A 21,726-nucleotide genomic window follows, 5' to 3' on the forward strand; every position below is an offset into this window, starting at 1 on the left:
TTATAAACCCATTGAAAATTGAAAGCAAATGTTAACATCAACCTTAGAAGAACCGGCGTTTATAGATTTCCTGACGGGAAATCCGACAAAAGAAATCTTTCATCACGAAAATGAGAATGAATATTTACATGCGGTGGGGAAGGTTACCCAGTCTGTAAAAAAATTTTTAAACAACAATAAACAACCATTTAGCGGCATATCACCCGCAAATCTGAAATCTTTATTTGATGCAATTGACTTTGAAAAAACACATGATAATTATGATGCCCTTCTTAACGAAGTAGAACAGCTTTATACCAACCATGCTGTGGCATTTCATCATCCTGCATACATCGCACATTTAAACTGTCCGGTTGTTATTCCTGCAGTTGCTGCCGAAGTTATGATTTCAGCCATAAACTCATCCATAGATACCTGGGATCAGAGTGCAGGCGGAACATTGATTGAAAAAAAGTTGGTTGAATGGACCTGCGACCAAATCGGTTACAGCAAAACGGCCGATGGTATTTTTACAAGCGGCGGCACACAAAGCAATTTAATGGGGCTGTTATTGGCCAGAGACCATTATGCAATTACGGTATTAAACCACAACATTAAAGTAAACGGGCTGCCTCAGGAAGCTTCGCGTTTCAGAATTTTTGTTTCAGAGAAAGCACATTTCAGTATTCAGAAAAATGCTTCTTTATTAGGTCTGGGTGAAAAATCGGTAATAAAAATTAAAACCGATCGCAGCTTCAGGATGAATATCGTTCTATTGGAAGACGCCATTAAGAGAGCGCTAAGTCAAGGCAATATTCCAATAGCGATTGTAGGTACCGCCGGTACGACGGATTTTGGAAACGTTGATCCTTTGAGAGAAATTGCTGCAATCAGTAAAAAATACAAAACCTGGTTTCATATCGATGCGGCCTACGGTTGCGGTTTGTTGCTTACCGATAAATACAGGAATTTACTACAGGGAATTGAACTGGCTCATTCTGTTACCGTAGATTACCATAAATCTTTTTTTCAGCCGGTGAGCAGCAGCGGTTTTCTGGTGCGTGATAAAAACTTTTTTAACCTCATTACACACCACGCAGATTATTTAAACCCTAAAGACCATGATGAAGACGGGTTACCAAATCAGGTCAATAAATCGATACAAACCACCCGCAGGTTTGATGCCCTAAAACTCTGGTTCACATTAAGAATGATGGGCCGCGAAAAATTAGGCAGCTATTTCGATACCATTATCGAAACTGCCGCAAAGATTGCAGATTTATTACGGCTCGACGGCGATTTTGAATTGATGAATGAATCAGATATCAGTGCATTAGTTTTTCGATACCACCCGAAAAATGCGAGGTTAGACGTTTGCGCAATGAATCAATACATCAAAAAAACAATGTTTAATGAAGGAAAGGCTTTAATTGCCGGCACTAAAATTAACCAGCAGTTTTACCTCAAGTTTACGCTGCTTAATCCAATTACGACCATAAACGATATTGAAAACATTATTAAAATCATCAAAAAACATGGAAATGAATACGTTACACTCAACCAGGCTTCAGCAGATTTCAGAAGAAACTAATTTTAATGCCCTTCTTAACAGTTATTGCAGAGAATTCGGCAATTGGAGCCGTTACGTAGGCATACCAAAATATGATGCGCCTTTAGCCGGCTATTTTACCACCACAACCGATCGGATGCACATCCGGTTTGATTTTACTGACATCGGTTTTGAAGTATATGCACCGCTTAAATTTTATGCAGACAGCGGAAGGCACGTGTTTAACTTCCCTGTTGTAGAACGAAACACGAATACAGATGCCATAAATCCAGTTAGTATTTACCGTTTTATGGAACTTGCTGTTCAGTTTAGCCTTTCCGAATTTCCTGATGCCGATATCAGCCTGGTAAAGCAACGCCTCACCAATAGTATCGAAAACCTGGAGCACTTCCTATCCTACTTTCAACAAAATGGCAAACCCATAAACCTTGCCAAAATGAATTTTATTGAAGCAGAACAATCTTTATTTTTAGGTCATAATGCACATCCCCTACCTAAAGGGCGAGCTGGTTTCAATAATCAGGAAGAACTTTTTAAATATTCGCCCGAAACACAAGGCCGTTTCCAACTTGGCTATTTTCTGATTTCAAAAGACAACGTCTTTGAAAAAAATGCTGAAGGTTTCGATATGACAGAACTTTTTAAAATTGAACTTTCAGATGTGGCAAATCCGGAAATTATTGCGGTATTAGATAAATTTCCAAATCATAAAGTCGTACCCATGCATCCATGGGAAGCCAATTACCTGCTCGGTTTAAGCACCGTGAAAGCCATGCAGGACGAAGGCTTACTTTTCTATTTAGGTGAATTTGGACAATTTTATACGCCAACATCTTCGGTAAGAACAGTTTACAATTCACTTAGCGACTGGATGCTTAAGTTTTCACTGCATGTAAAAATAACCAATTCGGAAAGGGTTAACCTGGTAAGAGAACTTCATCGCGGTTATGACATCAGCAAGCTTTTGAAAACAGAATACGGCAGGGCGGCTAAAAGCGAATTTCCTGAAATTGAGTTTATTACTGATCCGGCCTTTATCACTGTAAATTACAATGGCGAAACCATTGATGGTTTTAACATCAGCATAAGGCATAATCCTTTTAAAGAGGAAGAAGCCACAAAAAATGTAACCTTACTGGCCGCCCTTTGCCAGGATGGCTTACCGGGACAAAAGCCAAGGCTGGTAAATGTAATTGAAGAAGCGGCAATCAGTAAAAATAAAACGGTTTCATTTACCGCCGTAAATTGGTTTAAACAATACCTGCATCTTTGCGTAACCCCAATTATCGGGCTCTACAACAATTTTGGGATGGCTTTTGAGTTTCATCAACAAAATGTGCTGCTGGAACTTGATAAAGATTATTTCCCGGCTAAACTCTATTTCAGGGATAATCAGGGCTATTTCTTTAGTGATGATAAAGCAGAAGAACTCAAAAAATTCTACCCGGGTATTGCTGCAGAAAGCGGGTCTTTAGTGCCAAATGCATATGTGCTGCCAAAACTTACTTATTATTTAATGATTAACAACATATTAGGTGTTGTTAATGCTTTGGCCAGTAATGGCCTGGCAGATGAGAAAACCTTAATTGATTTGGTTTACCGGGAGTTTAAGCAATTCGAGAATAGCGATACTACAGGCTTGGTTGATTACATTATTAATCGCCGCAGCTGGGAAGTAAAAGGTAACCTGCTTACCAACCTTTGTAATATTGATGAAGCGAGTGCCCCTATTGATAACCCGGCCATTTACCGCGAGTTTCCGAATCCGTTGACAAAATTCTTCTTCTGCGAAAAGCTAATCCAACCACAAAGCCTTGAAGTTTTGTACACCAGGTTTTTCCCTAAAGAAAACATTACCATTAACATCCGTTCATTTGATATCGATCGTGATTTGGAAATGGTACACGATTGGTTTAACCAGGAACATGCCAAACCCATCTGGAAAATGGATGGCCCGATTAAAAATCTGGAACTCTTCTACCGCACTTTAATTCCGGGTGATGCCTCACAAAGTTTTATTGGCGAAATCAATGGCGAACCTACTTTTACCATCGAACCTTACTGGCCTATGCGGGATGGCGTAGGTGCATGCTATGATTCGCTGCCCAGCGACTATGGTTCACACCTGTTAATTGCACCTACAGACAAAGATAAAAAATTCAGTTTTCCTACCGGACAGGCCATGCTGGATTTTGTTTTTGAAAATTCAATTGTCGGAAAATGTATCGGTGAGGCAGCGGTAGAAAGCAGGGCCATGCACATGTTTGGTACACGTTTGGGTTACCGCTATCAAAAAGTAATTGAAATGCCACACAAAACGGCAACGCTAACTTTTTGCTACAGGGACTGGTATTGGGAAAAATTCCCTGAAGCGAAAGCTTATGCCATGGAAAAATCAGCACAATTTGAAGCGGAGGAAGCTTAATGGAAAATCAAAAAATATATGATATTATTGGCATAGGCATAGGTCCTTTTAATTTGGGTTTAGCAGCCTTATGTCAGCCAATTGAAGGTTTATCAACACTGTTTCTGGATCAGGCAGGTGAATTTAACTGGCATCCAGGAATGATGCTAAGTGACGCGACCCTTCAGGTACCCTTTATGGCCGATTTGGTTACTATGGCCGACCCAACCAGCCCTTACAGTTTTTTAAATTACTTAAAACAAACCGATCGCCTTTATAAATTCTACATCAGAGAAGATTTTTTCATCTTACGCAAAGAATATAATGCCTATTGCAAATGGGTAATCAAGCAATTAAAAAATTGCAAATTCGGACAAAAGGTAACAGCAATCCGTTACGATAAGGGTACTTACCAGGTTAAACTGGTCGAACAACTTACGGGAGCAACCGAAACTGTTTTCACTAAAAAGCTGGTTCTCGGAACAGGCACCGTACCAAAAGTACCAGGCTTTATTAATCCTGCGCTTCATCAAAATGCGATACATTCTTCTGAATATTTAAAGTTTAAGCCTACTTTACTTAAACAAAAAACGATAAGCATAATTGGTTCCGGCCAAAGCGCTGCCGAAATTTTTTATGACCTCTTACCTGAAACAGAGAATGGTTTGAAACTGAACTGGTTTACCCGGCCCGATCGTTTTTTCCCGATGGAGTATTCAAAATTAACGTTAGAACTGACATCTCCTGAGTATGTAGATCATTTTTACAAATTAAGTGATAGCAAGCGAAAGGAATTATTAAGCAAGCAAAACGCCTTGTTCAAAGGCATTAATTTCGAATTAATCAATCAGATTTTTGACAAGCTCTACGAATTAAGTGTTGATGATGAAGAAGTTAATGCAGCGCTGATGCCCAATTGCCAGCTTAAAAATTTAATTGTAAAAGCAAACGGACAATATCAGCTCGATTTTTTCCATACCGAAAGTGAAAAGGATTTTACAGTTGATACGGATTTTGTACTACTGGCTACCGGTTATAAATATAATGAACCGGACTTTATATCCAACATTCAGGAACGCATACAGCGTAATACTGACAAACTTTTTCAGGTACACCGCAACTACGCTATAGACGTGAACGGCAATGAGATATTTGTTCAAAATGCCGAATTACATACACATGGTTTTGTAACACCCGATTTAGGGATGGGTGCCTACCGGAATGCATCTATAATAAATGCTGTTTTAGGTCGGGAGGTTTACCAGGTAGAAAAAAGAATTGCTTTTCAGCAGTTTAATGTAACAGAAGAAAAACCGGCACCAACATATTCCAATACAGATTTACGGGTACCTGCAGACATAACTGAACCGGATTTATAAATCCAAAAAAATTATAACCTAAAAACAAATAAGATGAATTATAATAATTTCAATCAAATAAAGCCTTTAAATAAAGAAATCTGGGATAAGGTAAATCTAAATTATATCGCAAAATCCATTGTTGAATTAATGCACGAAAAATTGGCGGAACCCAGGCTGATTGATACGAATGAAGAAGGCATCGCTAATTTTCAGCTGGCTACAGATGATGATAACATTTACTATACTTTTTCCGGGCAGCAACGTGCGCTGGATTATCTCCATCTAGATAAAAAAAGCATCAAAAAATTTGTGAACGGTGAACCAGTTCCGGTAAATGATGCGCCCGCATTTTATACCGAGCAGCAAAAACGCTTTGGGATAAATCCATTTACACTTGCGCACTTTGTAGAAGAAACACTAAATACTTTATATGCCGATGCTTATATCCATGAAAAAGGGCGGCTAACTGCCGATGAACTGGCCAATGCAGATTATCAAACCATCGAGCATCAAATGGACGGACATCCATGGGCAACGATAAACAAAGGAAGAATCGGTTTTAACCATACCGATCAGGGTAAGTATGCACCGGAAGCGGCGCAAAAAACACAACTGGCCTGGTTAGCGGTACACCGAAGCAGGGCAGCATTTAAAAGTATCGAAGGCATTTCATCATTTTCATTTTATAATGAAGAGTTAAGTTTAAAACAGGTTCATGATTTTAACCAGGTTTTAATTAATCAACAATTAAAGCCGGATGATTATCTGTTCATCCCTGTTCATGAATGGCAATGGAACAACAAAATTGTATTACAACTTGCACATGACATTGCTCATAATTTAATAATTCCTGTTGGAGTTGGACAGGACGAATACATGTGCCAAAATAGCATCCGTACTTTTTTCAATATTAGCGAACCTAAAAAGCATTATGTAAAAACGGCCATTTCTATTTTAAATACATCAATTTTCAGAGGGCTGTCGCCTAAAAAATTAGCCATTGCGCCACGGGTAACCCAATGGGCAAAAGACATGCTGGCGGGAGATGCCTATTTAAAACGAACCGGCGTTGTTCTTTTAGGTGAAGTGGCAACAGTTGCCTATACACATCCGCAATACAATAAAATACCTGGTTCACCCTATCAATACCAGGAGTTTTTAGGTGCAATATGGCGTGAAAGTGCTGAAAATTATCTGTCAGAAAATGAAAACATCATGACGATGGCCAGTTTACTGTATGTAGATGACCAGGGCAAAAGCATGGTGCAGGCATTAATTGAAAAATCGGGATTAGATGCAGAAACCTGGTTAAACGCTTACTTAGCCGCATACCTGAAACCTGTATTAAGAATTTTTTATAAACACGCTTTTTTCTTCAGTCCGCATGGGGAAAATACCATTCTGGTCATGAAAAATGGTGTACCTGAAAGAATCATTATTAAAGATTTTGTAGAGGAAATCGTATTAACAGAAGAATCAAAAACAAAATTACCTGATGATTTAGTTCATGTTTTAAGAGATATTAATGATGAGTTAGCGCCATTATTCATTCTATCGGGCATATTTGATGCGGTATTCAGATACCTCAGCGATATTTTCCACAGCTATGTTGGACTTGATGAGAAGCTTTTCTGGCGCCAGGTAGCCGATGTAATCTTAGCTTTTCAGCAAGAAAATCCGGAACTTAGTTCAAAATTCGAAAAATTCGACTTGTTCGTGCCAGAGTTTACAAGGGTATGCATCAACAGGGTTCGGTTATTAACGCATGGTTATAGTGAAAGTACGGATGTACCTGTTCCAGAGCTTATTGGTACCTTAGTTAATCCGGCGGCCGCTGCGCTAAATGAAAATGTATTAGTGTAATATTTAGTAGGGCAGTTAACTTTTTAACAGCGTTGTCAACTTTCTGGTAAACGAACCATTAAAGTTGACAACGCTTTCATAGGCATAGTTGTCAACTTCCCGGTAATCCGGCTATGAAAATTAACAACGCCGGATAAAACTAAAAAAATAGTTAATATTTGTAAATTGTGTTATCTTGCTTTATAATTTAAATCAAAGATGAAAACACTATTATTTATTTTTTTATCTGCACTTTTATTGGAAACCCCAACAATTGAAAATGACCGCGATCGTTGGAAACCATATTACACCAACGTTATGCCTTCAGAAATAGCCGATAAGTGGTTTCTTCCCTTTGATGTGCCTAATCGCAAAAAAATAAGCAACATCAAAATCATCAGTATTTTCGGCGATCACAGAGACAGCTACCTTAAAGGCCACATTCACACGGCAATCGATATTAATCCTGTACAAGTTAAATCAAAGCTGACCAATGTTTATACAATGGCGAACGGAATTGTTTGCTCCATTCATTTAAGCGAAAATCAGCGTACGGTTGTGGTAAAACATAAATTGCCGGGCGGGTTAATTATGTTTACGACCTACAAACACCTGAAAGAAGTTTACGTAAAAAATGGTCAGCAAGTGGATGAAAATACTAAGCTTGCCCGTTTATTTACCAAAGTAGAAAGCAAAAAATATGGCGGGGATTACCACCACTTACATCTGGAAATTCGCAAAAAATTTGATGACTATGGTTGTGCCAGCTGGTTGACGATGAATAAAAATCAACTTAACGAACGTTTTTATAATCCTCAGCTTTTCATAAAAGAATATGTAAAATAAATTAACGTTGTCAACTTTCTGGCGAATCAATCATTAAAGTTAACAATACTTTTATATATGTAAGATAAGCATGCTTATTATTGATAGATTTCCTTTAATTTGAATTTATATTAGAAACTATCTCTGTCTTAAAATTAGGAAATCCAAATGAGCAATATAGATTTAACAAATCGCTACGAATCGATGATTTACCGCAGGTGCGGTAATAGCGGTTTAAAACTACCTGCATTATCACTAGGTTTATGGCATAATTTCGGCCATGTAAATGTATATGAAAACAGTAAAAACTTAATCGCAACTGCCTTTGGCAGTGGCATTACACATTTCGATTTAGCTAACAATTACGGTCCGCCTCCGGGTTCGGCTGAAGAAACCCTTGGTAAAATTTTAAGAGAAAATTTCAAAAGTTATCGGGATGAAATGATTATTTCTTCAAAGGCCGGTTATACCATGTGGGATGGTCCATATGGGGATTGGGGTTCGAAAAAGTATCTGGTTTCCAGTTTGGACCAGAGTTTGAAAAGAATGAAGCTGGATTATGTGGATATTTTTTACCACCACCGACCTGATCCGGAAACACCCTTGGAAGAAACCATGGCTGCATTAAGTCTAATTGTTCAGCAAGGAAAGGCTTTATATGTTGGTCTATCAAATTACCAGGCAAGTGATGCAGAAAAAGCATTTAAATTACTTAAAGAAATGGGAACACCCTGCTTAATCCATCAACCTAAATATTCGATGTTTGAACGATGGGTTGAAGAGGGATTAATGGATGTACTTAAAGAAAACGGCGTTGGCTGCATCCCCTTTTCACCACTGGCACAAGGATTACTTACGGATAAATACCTTCATGGCATTCCCGCAGATTCAAGAGTAGCAACAAGTGGCGTTTTCCTGAACGAAAAGAGTTTAACTACTGAAAAGCTTTCTAAAATAGCCAGGTTAGATGAAGTTGCAAAATCCAGAAATCAAAAACTGGCACACATGGCAATTGCATGGTTACTAAAAGATGAAAGAGTAACTTCTGTGCTGATCGGTGCGAGTAAACCTGAACAGATATCAGATTCAATTAAAGCTTTAGATAACATCTGCTTTACCAACGAAGAGCTCAATAAAATTGACGATATATTAGCTTAAACCTGAGGAGTTCGATTATTTTTTATGATGCTTAATTAGGTTTTCAGATTAAACAGGCCGTCACCCTGAAATACTTTGCCTGCCGCAGGCAAGGTATTTCAGGGGCTTACGCCCGGGAGAAATGCCGAAATAATCCGACCGCTATCGGATCAGCAGCTAATGAAGCTAGGTTTAATTGTTTATAAGACCTGATTTTCTATGATTAATTATCGAAGCCAGGTGTAGCAGCCCTCAAAAATTAAATTATTTTAAAGATTATTTATTTAAAAAAATTCAAACCAAATAAACAGAACTGATGTTTATCATGACAGATAAATTATAAACTTTATGATGAACCAACAAGTTACATTAAATTCAAATGATGAGTTTATTGTAGTAGCAGATGAACAGGAAAGAAATTACTGGGCAGCCAGATTAGGCGTTAGTATTGAGACTTTAAAATCTGCTATCAGAGCGAGCAGAAGCACAACCCTACAAAGCGTTAAAAATTACCTGATAAATAAAGAAAGTAATTTAGTTTAAAAAAATTTACATGAATAGGCTGAATTAACTTATTCATGTAAATTTTGCACTCTTAAAGGCTTAAATCTTCTTCAGGAAATTCTTTTCTGAGTTTTTCAACGACATTTGAAATAGTTGTCTGAACTTGCTTTAGTTGATGTGGTAATGAAGAATCATTAATCTTCTCTTTTCCGTTGGCTTCTATATCCCTGATAATTTTTTGTAATGAAACGATACTCAAATTATCAATATTTGATTTTAATTTATGGGCAATCGCACCCATTTGCACCAAATCATCTGAATGATATGCATCAATCATTTCCTCAACAGTAAGTGGTGTTTGCTCACAAAATATATCGACCATTTTCTTTACAAATGCTTCTCTGCCTTTACTAATTGTCCGAAGACCCGACAAATCATAAAGTGCTTCATTTTCTTCTACCAGGTGTTCCATTTCAATAGTATCAGATTGTATTTTAGAGTCATTCACAATCCATTTATCGATTGTTTTCAAAAATTCCTCTTCATTAATCGGTTTGGTAATGTAATCATTCATACCAGCATCTATACACTTTTCGCGCTCACCTTTAATTGCAGATGCGGTTAAAGCTATAATAGGAATGTTATTCCCAAGACTTCTTAGTTTTTTGGTTGTTTCAAAGCCGTTCATAACCGGCATTTGAATATCCATGAGCACCACATCAAAATTTTCTTTTGTAATCATTTCCAAAGCGGTTTCACCGTTTTCTGCAACCATTACTGTTGCCCCATAATCAAGAAGTAAAATTGATGCTACAAGACGATTCAAATCGTTATCATCCGTAACTAAAATTTTCTTACCCACCAGGAAATTTTCACTAAATGCAGTTTCCTCCTTTTCAGGCATATCTACAGATGCACCTTTCTGTAATTCTAAAACAAAAGAAATCGTTGAGCCGACACCTTTTTTACTTTCGACGAAAATTTCTCCGCCCATTTGCTCAATAAGTTCTTTGCAAATGCTCATGCCTAAGCCTGTACCTCCGTATTTCCTGCTTACCGATTCATGTTCCTGACTAAATTTATCGAACAAATGTTTTACAAAAGCACGCTCCATCCCTATTCCCGTATCAACTACCGAAATATGAATAACCTGCGAGTTCGGTTTATCAGCAATGACACGACAATTTAAATCTACTGAACCCTTTTCTGTAAATTTAACAGCATTTGTCATTAAATTAAGTAATACCTGATTTAAGCGATAAGGATCCCCGATTAAAACCTGTGCAATATTTCCATCAAAATAGAAATTGTTCAAATCCAATCCTTTTTCTTCCCCCTTATGTGTAATAACCTGCATTGCATTTTGCAAAACATCGATAAGGTTAAATCCAATATTTTCTAAACTAAGCTTACCGGCATCAATTTTCGATAAATCCAGCACATCATTAATAATGACTAATAAACTTTTTGATGCGGTATGAATGGTTTCCAGGTAAAATTCCTGCTGGGGTTCGAGGTTGGTTTTAGCCAGCTGATTTGCCATACTCATAATTGCATTCATTGGCGTTCTTATCTCATGACTCATATTCGCCAGGAAAATTTCTTTTGAATGCGCAGATTGTTCAGCTTCAATTCTTGCTTCAACCAGTTCTGTTTCCTGGTTTTTCTGTTCTGTAATATCTAAATGAATACCAATCGAACCAACTAACTCTGCTTTGTCGTTGTAGCGCGGTCCTTCGCTAATCAGCCACCACTTTATATCTCCCGATTTATCCCTTGTTTCTACCTCATATGCATCTGCAAGACCACTTTCATGATGTTTTTTCTTATCCGCATCATTACCGGGTTTTCTGTCGAAATAAAATAAATCTTTAGATTTTTTACCAATTAGTTCAGGCATCGAGTAACCACTCATATGACAAAAACTGTTATTAGCATATGTTATGACATCATCATTATCCACTTCAAGCAAGCCCAGCTTCATATTAGCTAAAATGCTTCTGTATTTCTCTTCATTTATTCTTAAAGATTCTTCAATACTTTTCCGTTCTGTGATGTCTGCCATAAATCCGGAAAAAACTTTTGAATTATTTTGATCCGTATAAGAATAAGAAGAATGTACAGCATACCATCTTGTACTTAATCCGGGAATGGTAATTTCAGACTCGTCATAAAATGGCTCCAGCGTATCTCTGCTATGTTTTTGCTTCAGGTTAATTCTTTCCTGATCTTTCGGTGCAATATATTTCTGATTCCAGAATTCATCGGCCGTCATTCCAAAAACACGCTCGATAGCGGGACTAATGTATCTTAATCCATCTGTTCCGTCTTCCCTGTATTCATATTCATAAATAACGCCGGGTATATTTTCGGATAAAGATTTAAAAACTTTAACACGTTGTTCTAATTCTTCCTCTGTTCGTTTCGTTGGCGTTATGTCAGTATGTGTACCAATAACACGGAGCGGTCTTCCTCTCTCATCTTTCTCAATTACAACGCCCCGGTCTAAAACCCATTTTATATCGTTATTCTTATGTATAATGCGGTATTCTTCATTGTGGGTATCGATCCTTCCTCTCTTATATTTTTTAAAATTGGTAACAAGCAAATGAAAATCATCTTTATGCACGCTGTCCCACCAATTAGATTCACTTTGTTCGAGTTCGTGCTCATTATATCCCCAAAACTCGTTATTTGTTTTTGAGAAAAAAGTTTTACCTGTTGTAAAATCGTGTTCCCAAACATTTCCTATTTTCTCCAGTGCCGTCCTGAAACGATTTTCAGATTCTTTAAGGCGCTCCTGCGCTTCTTTTTCATTCGTAATATCTTCTATGAGCGCAAAAAAGCCGGTTAATTCACCTCTTTGATTATGAATGGCCTGTCCTTTAATTCTTGCCCAGTAAGGGTTTCCCGATTTTGAATAATTATAAATATCCGCGTTAAAGGGTCTGCCATTAGAAACACAATCATTTAAATAATCTAAAGTTTCCCGACTTGTATTCGGACCATTTAACAGGTGTTCAGGTTTTTTTCCAAGTACTTCATCGAAACTATAACCCGTCATGGTGGTAAAACTCTGATTAACCCATGTAATGCGATCTAAATTATCCGTAATGATTACCGTATTGGTATTAACTTCAGCAATTTGAGATAAAATTAAAAGCTGATCGGTCTGTTTTCTTAAGATTTGTTTTTCGGCATTTATGATTTCTAAATCTTTTGAACCTATACCCGCGAAAATAAAAGTTGATGTTGAATCCAGAAATTCAAAGTCTCCATCGAATAATAGATTTGTATTGTCAATCGATTTAATATCTAATAATTGGCCATTGTATGATTTAAGTGAAGTAAAGTCTGTTAAATTATTGTTCGATTCGTCAATTATAAAGCATTCAAAAAATGGTTTATTAATTAAATTAAGGTTTAATTTTTCGAAATTGCTTCCGCAAGATTCTATTATTAAATCCTTATTAATAACTATATAAAATGGGAACAGGCGGTTTAATTGATTTTGACTAAATGAAAATAAGGGTATACTCATATTTTTCAATGATAATTAACATTCAAAGTTTCAGCTTTGAAGAGCGTTTAAGTTTAGTAGATTAATACTTTGCTTCATCAGATATTATAATACCAAAATGAAGTAAAAGAAATTAAAGATATATGTTTAAAATTTAAAAATATATATTGTGAGTTTTATTTTACCTGTTTATTAAAAAATATTACCATTTCGTCAAAAAAAAAGGAAATTAAATATCAATTCACCTGTTTTTAAATGATTTGGAAAATTGTTTCGTCAAAAAAAAATATTATTTATTTAATTTCACCTGTAAAATAGGTTGGCATTTAGAATGCTTTTTTATATTATTGTACAAAATATAACCTGTTTCTTTAATAGGACTATATGCGATTAAATAGTACTGAAATATAATATTAATCATTAAGGTATATGCGGTTATAACTTTAAAGAATTATGGTTATTAACCCTTACAAATAAAATGAATTTTACTTTGCTCCGATTTCAAAAAAAAACAATCAAAAGTTTTTACCAATCTAATGAATTTTATCCTTTCAAAATTACTTTCAAGATATAATTATGGATTCAAAATTTGTTTATAAACAAAATATTGGATTAAGAAATCAGCCAATCAATTCAAATTTAACACATTTAATAGTTTTTTTAAAATTTAACGACTATTTTTCACGTTATTTATAGCTATTATTTAAAACACGTTCCGTAAAATGAATTTATCCGGCATACGAAAGATCAAAATTTTAATCGTTGAAGATGATGTTTTTATGCAAGCCATCCTTGAGGAAATTTTGAGTTCAACATATGATATTGAAACAAGATCGAATGGAATGGACGCGTTGTCTTTCTTGCAAAACGGAAACATTCCTGATTTAATTATTGCTGATTTAAATACGCCTAAACTTAACGGCCTGCAGTTAGTTGAACAGGTTAAGGTAAGCGATTTTTTTAATTCAGTTCCTATAATAATCCTTTCAGGAGAAGAGAGTTCTGACAAAAGAATCCAATGTTTAGATACCGGGGCTGATGATTTTATTGTAAAACCCTTTAACCCTGCAGAACTTGAAGCAAGGATTAGAGTTGTTTTAAGAAGAATGGGTAAATTGAGTACTTAAACTATGATTGAAAAATTATACGCTCCTCCCGGTACGCCAATAATTGCCTTGGTTGGCTTTGAAGATGCTTTTGAAGAAATATTTGCAAATTGCAATTTTGGAGACAACCAGATCTTTCATTTTGATAATGGAATGAAAATGGCATCTGCATGGTCTGAACAAAATCTGAATATCGTTGCCATCATTTCTTATAGTGAAATTATGGCCCCTTCAGGGCTGGCTTTAATTGAAGCGTTAAAAAAGAAAGATCTTCCGCTGGTACCTTTTTTTCTTGTTGTAAATTATTTTAACCCGAATCTGAGAAAGCTTGCACTTTCAGCAGGTATTTCAGATGTATTCCGGCTTCCGTTAAAAGCTGCAAGAGTAGAAAAACGAATAAACTTTTTAATAAATAACTGGATACTACTAAAAGATAATATAAAGTCGGAGGTTCCCCAAATAAAAAATATCGGTTTCGCAAAGCGGGTATTTGATATCTTTTTTGCAGGACTGGCATTATTTTTTCTTTCCCCTTTATTTTTAATAATATATATACTTATAAAATTAGAATCGAAAGGGCCTGTATTTTATTATTCCTTAAGAGCAGGAACAGGTTTTAAAGTATTTAAATTTTACAAATTCCGTTCAATGTTTGTTAATGCCGATCAGCGCATTAAGGATTTAAAACACCTAAACCAGTACGATATAGATTCAGGTAAAAAGGAAGCTGAAACAGGGATAAAAGAAATTTTATGTAATCAATGTGCAGCAGAGGGTAAATGCCAATACCCGCTTTACGCCGATAATATTCAATGGTGTGAAAAGGATTTCAAATATTCTAAAATGGCAAATTCCGGTTCTGCTTTTTTCAAAATAAAGAATGATCCCAGAATTACGAAGGTGGGCAACTTTATCAGAAATACCAGTATTGATGAACTTCCGCAATTGTGGAATGTAATTATCGGCGATATGAGTATTGTCGGAAACAGACCACTTCCTTTATACGAAGCTGAAAAGTTAACAACGGATAAATATGTACTCCGCTTTGCTGCACCTGCAGGAATTACCGGGCTATGGCAGGTAGAAAAACGAGGAAAAGGCGAAATGAGCGAAGAAGAAAGGCTGATGCTTGATAATACTTATGCTAAAAACCAAAGTTTTCTTAACGACATTAAACTTATCCTTAAAACCATACCTGCATTGTTGCAGAAGGAAAATGTTTAGGTAATAAACCAACATTTTGTAACCTATTTAACTTTTCCGGTCGTAATTCTTTTCGGCCAGGCCGCCATTGTATTATATATTTTTTGAAATCATCATTCAAATAGATTTTATAAAATAAATATTACGGGAAATAATGATGAATTCAGATTAGCTGTTCAATAAGCTATCGATATTTAATAAATAGTTTTGAAATGGCAGCTTAAATAAAAAGGCCACCAACATAAAAACGCTGGTGACCTTCTAATCTAAATTTATTTAATTCGGATTACAATGTTGCCATATCAATTACAAAACGGTAACGAACATCGCCCTTTTGCATTCTGTCGTAAGCATTATGAATGTCTTTGATATCTATCATTTCAATATCTGAAACGATGTTATTTTCCGCGCAGAAATCAAGCATTTCCTGGGTTTCCTTGATACCGCCGATACCGGAACCGGCAAGGCTTTTTCTGCCGCCCAATAAGCTGAAAGCAGCAATTTCTGCTGGTTTTGGTGGCACGCCTACACAAATATGGGTACCATTTGTTCTTAATAAAGACAGGTACATGTTAAAATCATGTTCAGCAGATACCGTATCTAAAATAAAATCGAAGGTTCCTTTTGCTGCTTTAATTTGTTCAGGGTCTGTTGTAACCACAAAATGATGAGCACCTAATTTTTTTGCATCTTCTTCCTTTTTAGGCGATGTACTCAAAACAGTAACCTCTGCACCAAACGCAACGCCAAACTTAACGGCCATGTGTCCGAGTCCACCTAAGCCTAAAACAGCCAGTTTATGGCCTTTCCCAACTTTCCAGTGGCGAAGCGGAGAATAGGTTGTGATACCGGCACATAAAAGCGGTGCAACAGCGGCTAAATCTAATTTATCAGAAATATTAAGTACAAATTCTTCTCTAACCACTATACTATCAGAATAACCACCATAGGTAGGTGTTTTTCCATCGCGCTCCAACCCATTATAGGTTTGCGTGTTGCCTTCAAGGCAATATTGCTCTAAATCCTGCTTACAGTTTTCGCATACCTGGCAGGAGTCTACCATACAGCCTGTGCCTGCAAGATCACCAACTTTGAATTTTTTAACATGATCGCCTACTTTAACCACACGTCCGACAATTTCATGTCCGGGAACCATCGGAAAAATACCCGGAAACCAGTCGTTTTTTATTTGATGAAGATCTGAATGGCATACGCCACAAAAAAGTATTTCGAATTGTACGTCGTGTGGTCCTACTTCCCTGCGTTCAAAATTCCAGGGTGCAAGATCTGTTTCAGCACTCTGTGCTGCATATCCTTTTGCTGCTATCATAAATTAATTATTTTTTATTTATTTTATTTAACAAAGATAAGGCGCAATTGTTAAGCAAATCGTATACATTTTAATTGATTACGATAGGCAAACAATAAGGCCTTCCTCAAGAATCATTTCACCATTATTCACGACAGATATATAGCTTATAGAGTAGAAAAGCTATTTAACTGATTTATTTCCCAACCGGTAACTTTACGGTAAAACAGGTTTTCAGGGCTGAAGAGTTAACAATTATTTCACCGCCATGTGCTTTGGTAATTTCACTAGCTATATAAAGCCCGAGGCCAAGCCCTTCCTGCCCATGCTTCACCTTTCCCCTTGAAAAGGGTTTAAAAAGATGTGCCTTTGTGGCTTCATCTATGGGTTTACCTAAATTTATGATGCTGAGTTCCAACCCGTCATCACCCGATTTTGCCGACACCTGTACAGGTTTTCCCTGATCGCCATGCGAAATGGCGTTGCCCAATAAATTTGAAAATAGTTGTGCAATCCGCTTGTTATCGGCCTTGACAGGCTTTATCAAATCCAGTTCGAGGTTTATTTTCGTTTCGGGAACGATAATGTTAAATTCCGTAACCACTTCCTTTAAGGTTGTCTCCAGATCATCGGTATTATCGAAATTAAGGTTAATACCACCGCCGAGCCGGCCTCTGGCAAAGTCGAGAATATTATCAATCAATCCTCTGGTTCGCATGGTCGCATCTTGTATGATCTTCGCTAATTTAAGATTTCGATCGTCCATATTACTCCTGAGCTGGAGTTGTACCGCATTGGATATCGCGTTTACCGGATTCCGGAGATCATGTCCTAACATGGCAATAAACTGTTCCCGTATTTCTCCTTCTTCCTGCTGTTTCTGGTTTTTATCCTCCGCATCCGAAAGATCATTCAGCACACTCAGGTGAAAGGAGATCAAATCGGCGAAAAGGTGAAAGGTATCGAGTGTATGTTTATTATTTACCTGTGCAGGGTTTGGGTCAATGGCACACAGGGTACCAAAAAACTCACCATTCTTAAGGATAATGGGAACAGAAATATAGCTCTGTAAACCATAAATCTGAGGGGTATGATGATGCTTCCATTCCTCATCTTCGCTTACATTATCAATCGCTACACTTTTATAATGCTGACGGATTTCGTTGCAAATGGTGGTATCCAGTTTTAATTCCCCGCCAACGGTAAGGCCAAAACCAATCTGGTCATTTGTTGCGCAGGCTATCCAACGATCTGCAGTAACCCTGGCAATAGCTGAAAAGCCCATTCCGGTTGTTTTACAAACGACCTCAAGAATATTAGATATTATCGGGATTTTCGCAACGGCTTCAATATCGCGTTGAATATCCACTTTGCTAAGGGGTTCCATGCAAGTTTTATTTATCCTGAGCGCAATGCCCCAGGTTTTCAAATATAAAAAATAATTGCGAAAATTTATTGTAATAAAAGTAAAACCAAGCCTGAACTTTCTTGCCATGTAACAACCAGTTCAAAAATCACTTTTTGCCGGATAAAGCAATTTATTAGCATTCCGTAAAATGGAACGACATTATTTCGTTATAGAATGAAATTCTGTAATCTCTATATAAGAAGATCAGGGATTTCTTTACAAGCTTACTTTTTCCTTTTATGACTGCATTATTTGGTTACTGAAGCCAGCAACATTGTAAATTAAAAGCCATGCGGTTACTTAGCATAGCTTCCCAAGCATGTTTCTACTGTATCAATAAGCTCCTGATAATCAAATGGCTTTGCAATGTAGGCTGATGCGCCGGCATGCTCAGCTATTTTTCTTCCATCCCTGCTTGCTGAAATCACAATTACCGGCAAGTTATGCATGCGAGGATTTGAACGAATACTTTTTAGTAATTGATCGCCTGAAATGACCGGCATCCACAAATCCAATAAAATCAGATCGGGCGATTGTGCTTCTATAATAGATAAAACATTCAGGCTATTCCTTTCTACCAAAATTTCATGTCCGGTTTCCTCCAGAATTAAGGCTAACATATCCAATATGCCTTCATCATCGTCGCAAACAAGTATTTTCTTAATTTCCATTTGTATTACCACCCCCTATTGGTAAAGTAAAACTGAATGTAGAGCCTTCACCTTTATTGCTTTCAACCCATAAGGTTCCTTTATGATTCTTTATAATCTGATCACAAATGTATAGTCCAATACCCATTCCCGGAAAACGTTCCTGTACATCACCTACCCGAAAAAATCGTTCAAAAACCTTTTTCTGGTCTTCCGGGCTGATGCCTAAGCCATAGTCTGTTACCGATACCTTTACATATTCGCTTACCCGCGATAAGTGAATAAAAATTTCCTTCGATTCGGGTGAATACTTCACAGCATTTGACAATAAATTATTAATGACCTGTATCAAATGCGATTCATCTCCTTCAATCAACGCTTTGGTAGAACCTTTAAGCGCAAAATGATGCGACGGTGTTGATATTTGCATGGCATCAATAGTTTCACCAACCATTGCATCGAAGTTAAAAAAGGTTTTATGAAGTTCAATATTGCCGCTTTGTATACGCGATACATCCAGAAGTTCTGCGATGAGGTTATTTAACCGCTCTACATAAACAGCAACCTTATCCAGAGTAGTGCGGAAACGGTCACCGGCTTCTGTACTTACCATACGTTGTAAAGCCTGAATATAGCCTTTAATTGTGGTTAACGGTGTTTTTAATTCATGACTTGCTATAGATAGAAAATCATCCTTTCTGCGTTCGATTTCCCGCCTGTCGGTAATATCTTCAATTGCAAGCAATATCTGGTCTTTGTACTGCCCTTCCAGCTCTACACGGTAGGCGTTCAATAACATCAGCTTTCTTCCAATATGCGGAAAATCATGTTCCACTTCAAAATCGACTACCGGATTGTTCGTTGGAAGAATTTTCATAAGCAATTCTTTCAGTTGCGGGATGTCCCACTGATGGTTTCCGAGTTCATAAAGGTGCTTACCTACTGTTTCTTCGGCAGTTACTTTAAAAGTCTTCAGGAAATGATCATTTGCGCTGAGTACATTAAATTGTGGGTCCAGAACCAGAAGACTTTCTCTTACCGTTTGAATAATACTACTGAGAAAAGCTTCACTATCCCGAAGTTCAGCTGTACGCTCGTCTATCTTTTTCTCCATCAAATCTTTCTGCTGGCGAAGATCCTGTTCGGCTTTTTTCCGCGTAGTAATATCGTTTTGAACACCAATAAAGTGTGTTATCTGGCCTGATTTATCTTTTACAGGCGACATGTAAAGTTCATTCCAGAATAAATCGCCATTCTTTCTGTAATTCCTGATTTCTACCCTGCACTCCATCCCATTTTTAACACAATCAGATATTTCCTGTCGCGCTGCCTGAGCACGATCATCTTTTTGAAGAAAACGACAATTATGTCCGATGATTTCAGAACGCTGATAACCGCTAATTAATTCAAAAGCCTTATTACAATAAACAATAGGGTTATCAGGTTGGTTATTATCAGTTATAATAATACCGGAAATAGAAGCATCGAGCGCTTTGGTTAATAATTCAAAGTTATCTGTTAAAGATTCTCCCGAGAGATTAAATTTACCGTTCTTAAATGTGTTCAAATCAATATAGATATTTAAATTTTACAAAATATTATTAAGCTAAACAGGAAGTCAGTCAATTTGTTTTAAAACACCTACAACCAATAAAGTCAGCATTAATTAAAGAATTTGAAAATTAAAGGTCTTACAAATTAATCTTATTTCCTAAGTATCTCATCAATTTTAAAAGAATTGATCCAAGCAGTTGCATTCAGCCCTGGCACAATACATTAATAAAATACGATCTTCTCATCTCTACAGTTTGATAAATTTAATGATAACTTGATAATTACTATAAGCTGCTACCACAGCATTGAAGATAGTGGAATATATTTATTCTATGGATGATTTTAATTTTACAGGCAAGCACATGCTCATTTTGAAGGCCACCTGATGGAGAGGTTAATTATACAAACATTCACAAGCGAATGACTAACCATGATGGTGCTTAAGTTAATGACATTGCCGTAACCCGACTAAACAATAAGCAAAAAATAGTGTTTTCCTGGCATAGCTTAGCAGATGAAAAAAAATTTACTATTATTCGCATTTATTATTACAATGTCTGGTTTAAAGGCACAGGTTAAAGAGCGCTACACACTTTTCCACGCGGTACCAAAGGAAAAACTTCGTGAAATGGAAACAGACAGACCTGATGTCACGGAATCTCCCATCACAACTGATGCAGGGCATTTGCAGGTAGAAACCGACCTTTACCGCCTGGAAAGGACAAATGGAGAAACATCGTTTAAAACAACGCAGTTATTTAACCAGGCCAATCTGAAGCTTGGACTTACCCGTTCAACAGCCATACAGTTGGTTGTTCAAAGCTATACAAAAGAAAAAGTACTAACTGATGGAGCGCCAGAGCGGGATCATGGTTTTGGCGACCTGACTTTGCGTATTAAACAGAACCTTATCGGAAACGATAAAGGGAACTTCGCAATTTCGCTTCTTCCATACATAAAATTCCCGACTGCTTCCGGCCGGGAAGAAAACAGCTATGAGGGCGGTATGATAGTTCCAATGTCGCTTAAACTGGGTGGCAAATGGAAGTTGGGCATGCAGATTGAATTGGACAGGCTACAAAATGAGGAGGCTGAAGGCTACCATACGCAGCTGCTGGAATCTCTAACGGCAAGTCATCCGATATTTAAAAAACTCGACGCCGTTGCGGAAACTCATTATACTTTTGACATACAATCGCATCACTGGAACAATTTTCTAAATGCAGCCTTGCAGTTGGAAATCATGAAAGATGTTAAAATAGATGGGGGACTGAATTATGGCATACAGCATGATGCGATGAGAAGTTATTTTTTCGGACTTTCTTTCAGGTTGTAATACACAGACCATCTGTCA

15 protein-coding genes are annotated in these 21,726 nt (G+C 37.0%); 10 read left to right on the forward strand and 5 right to left on the reverse strand.

Annotated elements, in window-relative coordinates; translation table 11 throughout:
* Nucleotides 1-28 precede the first annotated feature (28 nt).
* The 7 genes from O0931_RS08965 (at nucleotide 29) to O0931_RS08995 (ending at nucleotide 9,661) form a co-directional block, all read left to right on the forward strand.
* The gene (locus O0931_RS08965; RefSeq protein WP_269415222.1) at nucleotides 29-1,570 is read left to right on the forward strand and encodes a pyridoxal phosphate-dependent decarboxylase family protein; all 1,542 of its coding nucleotides are present in this window, start codon (nucleotides 29-31) and stop codon (nucleotides 1,568-1,570) included.
* Nucleotides 1,521-3,974 (forward strand): GNAT family N-acetyltransferase, encoded by a 2,454-nt coding sequence (locus O0931_RS08970; RefSeq protein ID WP_269415223.1) that lies wholly within the window; start codon nucleotides 1,521-1,523, stop codon nucleotides 3,972-3,974. Before O0931_RS08965 ends, O0931_RS08970 begins: the two co-directional genes overlap by 50 nt.
* The gene (locus O0931_RS08975; RefSeq protein ID WP_269415224.1) at nucleotides 3,974-5,332 is read left to right on the forward strand and encodes a lysine N(6)-hydroxylase/L-ornithine N(5)-oxygenase family protein; all 1,359 of its coding nucleotides are present in this window, start codon (nucleotides 3,974-3,976) and stop codon (nucleotides 5,330-5,332) included. Before O0931_RS08970 ends, O0931_RS08975 begins: the two co-directional genes overlap by 1 nt.
* 33 nt (nucleotides 5,333-5,365) lie before the next feature.
* Nucleotides 5,366-7,177, forward strand: coding sequence for an IucA/IucC family protein (locus tag O0931_RS08980; protein WP_269415225.1), 1,812 nt, complete (start codon nucleotides 5,366-5,368; stop codon nucleotides 7,175-7,177).
* Nucleotides 7,178-7,375: 198 nt separating this feature from the next.
* Nucleotides 7,376-8,002, forward strand: coding sequence for a M23 family metallopeptidase (locus O0931_RS08985; protein ID WP_269415226.1), 627 nt, complete (start codon nucleotides 7,376-7,378; stop codon nucleotides 8,000-8,002).
* 147 nt (nucleotides 8,003-8,149) lie between these two features.
* Nucleotides 8,150-9,139 carry an L-glyceraldehyde 3-phosphate reductase gene (mgrA, locus tag O0931_RS08990; RefSeq protein ID WP_269415227.1) on the forward strand — a complete coding sequence of 330 codons (990 nt, stop codon included), beginning with the start codon at nucleotides 8,150-8,152 and terminating at the stop codon, nucleotides 9,137-9,139.
* A 327-nt stretch (nucleotides 9,140-9,466) separates the two neighbouring features.
* Entirely contained in the window at nucleotides 9,467-9,661 is a 195-nt protein-coding gene (locus O0931_RS08995) for a DUF3606 domain-containing protein (protein WP_269415228.1), read from the forward strand.
* Nucleotides 9,662-9,713: 52 nt separating this feature from the next.
* On the opposite strand, the gene O0931_RS09000 is transcribed toward O0931_RS08995, so the two are convergent.
* Nucleotides 9,714-13,163 (reverse strand): PAS domain S-box protein, encoded by a 3,450-nt coding sequence (locus tag O0931_RS09000; RefSeq protein WP_269415229.1) that lies wholly within the window; start codon nucleotides 13,161-13,163, stop codon nucleotides 9,714-9,716.
* Between the two features lie 701 nt (nucleotides 13,164-13,864).
* Here O0931_RS09000 and O0931_RS09005 point away from each other — a divergent pair.
* Both O0931_RS09005 and O0931_RS09010 read left to right on the forward strand, forming a co-directional pair.
* Nucleotides 13,865-14,269: a response regulator transcription factor gene (locus O0931_RS09005; RefSeq protein ID WP_269415230.1), complete on the forward strand. Its 405-nt coding sequence runs from the start codon at nucleotides 13,865-13,867 to the stop codon at nucleotides 14,267-14,269.
* A 3-nt stretch (nucleotides 14,270-14,272) separates the two neighbouring features.
* Nucleotides 14,273-15,472: a sugar transferase gene (locus tag O0931_RS09010; RefSeq protein ID WP_269415231.1), complete on the forward strand. Its 1,200-nt coding sequence runs from the start codon at nucleotides 14,273-14,275 to the stop codon at nucleotides 15,470-15,472.
* A gap of 265 nt (nucleotides 15,473-15,737) precedes the next feature.
* On the opposite strand, the gene O0931_RS09015 is transcribed toward O0931_RS09010, so the two are convergent.
* From O0931_RS09015 to O0931_RS09030, 4 genes are all read right to left on the reverse strand, one after another.
* Nucleotides 15,738-16,781 (reverse strand): NAD(P)-dependent alcohol dehydrogenase, encoded by a 1,044-nt coding sequence (locus tag O0931_RS09015; protein WP_269415232.1) that lies wholly within the window; start codon nucleotides 16,779-16,781, stop codon nucleotides 15,738-15,740.
* 175 nt (nucleotides 16,782-16,956) lie between these two features.
* Nucleotides 16,957-18,147: a GAF domain-containing sensor histidine kinase gene (locus O0931_RS09020; RefSeq protein WP_269415233.1), complete on the reverse strand. Its 1,191-nt coding sequence runs from the start codon at nucleotides 18,145-18,147 to the stop codon at nucleotides 16,957-16,959.
* Nucleotides 18,148-18,464: 317 nt separating this feature from the next.
* Complete coding sequence (locus O0931_RS09025) at nucleotides 18,465-18,839, reverse strand: response regulator (RefSeq protein WP_269415234.1); 375 nt, start codon at nucleotides 18,837-18,839, stop codon at nucleotides 18,465-18,467.
* The gene (locus O0931_RS09030) at nucleotides 18,829-20,385 is read right to left on the reverse strand and encodes a PAS domain-containing sensor histidine kinase (protein ID WP_269415235.1); all 1,557 of its coding nucleotides are present in this window, start codon (nucleotides 20,383-20,385) and stop codon (nucleotides 18,829-18,831) included. The genes O0931_RS09025 and O0931_RS09030 overlap by 11 nt, the downstream gene beginning before the upstream one ends.
* 501 nt (nucleotides 20,386-20,886) lie before the next feature.
* Here O0931_RS09030 and O0931_RS09035 point away from each other — a divergent pair.
* Nucleotides 20,887-21,708, forward strand: coding sequence for a transporter (locus tag O0931_RS09035; RefSeq protein WP_269415236.1), 822 nt, complete (start codon nucleotides 20,887-20,889; stop codon nucleotides 21,706-21,708).
* Nucleotides 21,709-21,726 lie beyond the last annotated feature (18 nt).

The sequence above is a fragment of the Pedobacter rhodius genome (assembly GCF_027213645.1).
Classification (GTDB): domain Bacteria; phylum Bacteroidota; class Bacteroidia; order Sphingobacteriales; family Sphingobacteriaceae; genus Pedobacter; species Pedobacter rhodius.

Coding starts and splice junctions, on each gene's coding strand:
- O0931_RS08975 (WP_269415224.1), top strand. CDS start 3,974: ATGGAAAATCAAAAAATATATGATATTATTGGCATAGGCATAGGTCCT.
- O0931_RS09005 (WP_269415230.1), top strand. CDS start 13,865: ATGAATTTATCCGGCATACGAAAGATCAAAATTTTAATCGTTGAAGAT.
- O0931_RS09015 (WP_269415232.1), bottom strand. CDS start 16,781: ATGATAGCAGCAAAAGGATATGCAGCACAGAGTGCTGAAACAGATCTT.
- mgrA (WP_269415227.1), top strand. CDS start 8,150: ATGAGCAATATAGATTTAACAAATCGCTACGAATCGATGATTTACCGC.
- O0931_RS08970 (WP_269415223.1), top strand. CDS start 1,521: ATGAATACGTTACACTCAACCAGGCTTCAGCAGATTTCAGAAGAAACT.
- O0931_RS08985 (WP_269415226.1), top strand. CDS start 7,376: ATGAAAACACTATTATTTATTTTTTTATCTGCACTTTTATTGGAAACC.
- O0931_RS08965 (WP_269415222.1), top strand. CDS start 29: ATGTTAACATCAACCTTAGAAGAACCGGCGTTTATAGATTTCCTGACG.
- O0931_RS09025 (WP_269415234.1), bottom strand. CDS start 18,839: ATGGAAATTAAGAAAATACTTGTTTGCGACGATGATGAAGGCATATTG.
- O0931_RS08995 (WP_269415228.1), top strand. CDS start 9,467: ATGATGAACCAACAAGTTACATTAAATTCAAATGATGAGTTTATTGTA.
- O0931_RS08980 (WP_269415225.1), top strand. CDS start 5,366: ATGAATTATAATAATTTCAATCAAATAAAGCCTTTAAATAAAGAAATC.
- O0931_RS09000 (WP_269415229.1), bottom strand. CDS start 13,163: ATGAGTATACCCTTATTTTCATTTAGTCAAAATCAATTAAACCGCCTG.
- O0931_RS09035 (WP_269415236.1), top strand. CDS start 20,887: ATGAAAAAAAATTTACTATTATTCGCATTTATTATTACAATGTCTGGT.
- O0931_RS09020 (WP_269415233.1), bottom strand. CDS start 18,147: ATGGAACCCCTTAGCAAAGTGGATATTCAACGCGATATTGAAGCCGTT.
- O0931_RS09010 (WP_269415231.1), top strand. CDS start 14,273: ATGATTGAAAAATTATACGCTCCTCCCGGTACGCCAATAATTGCCTTG.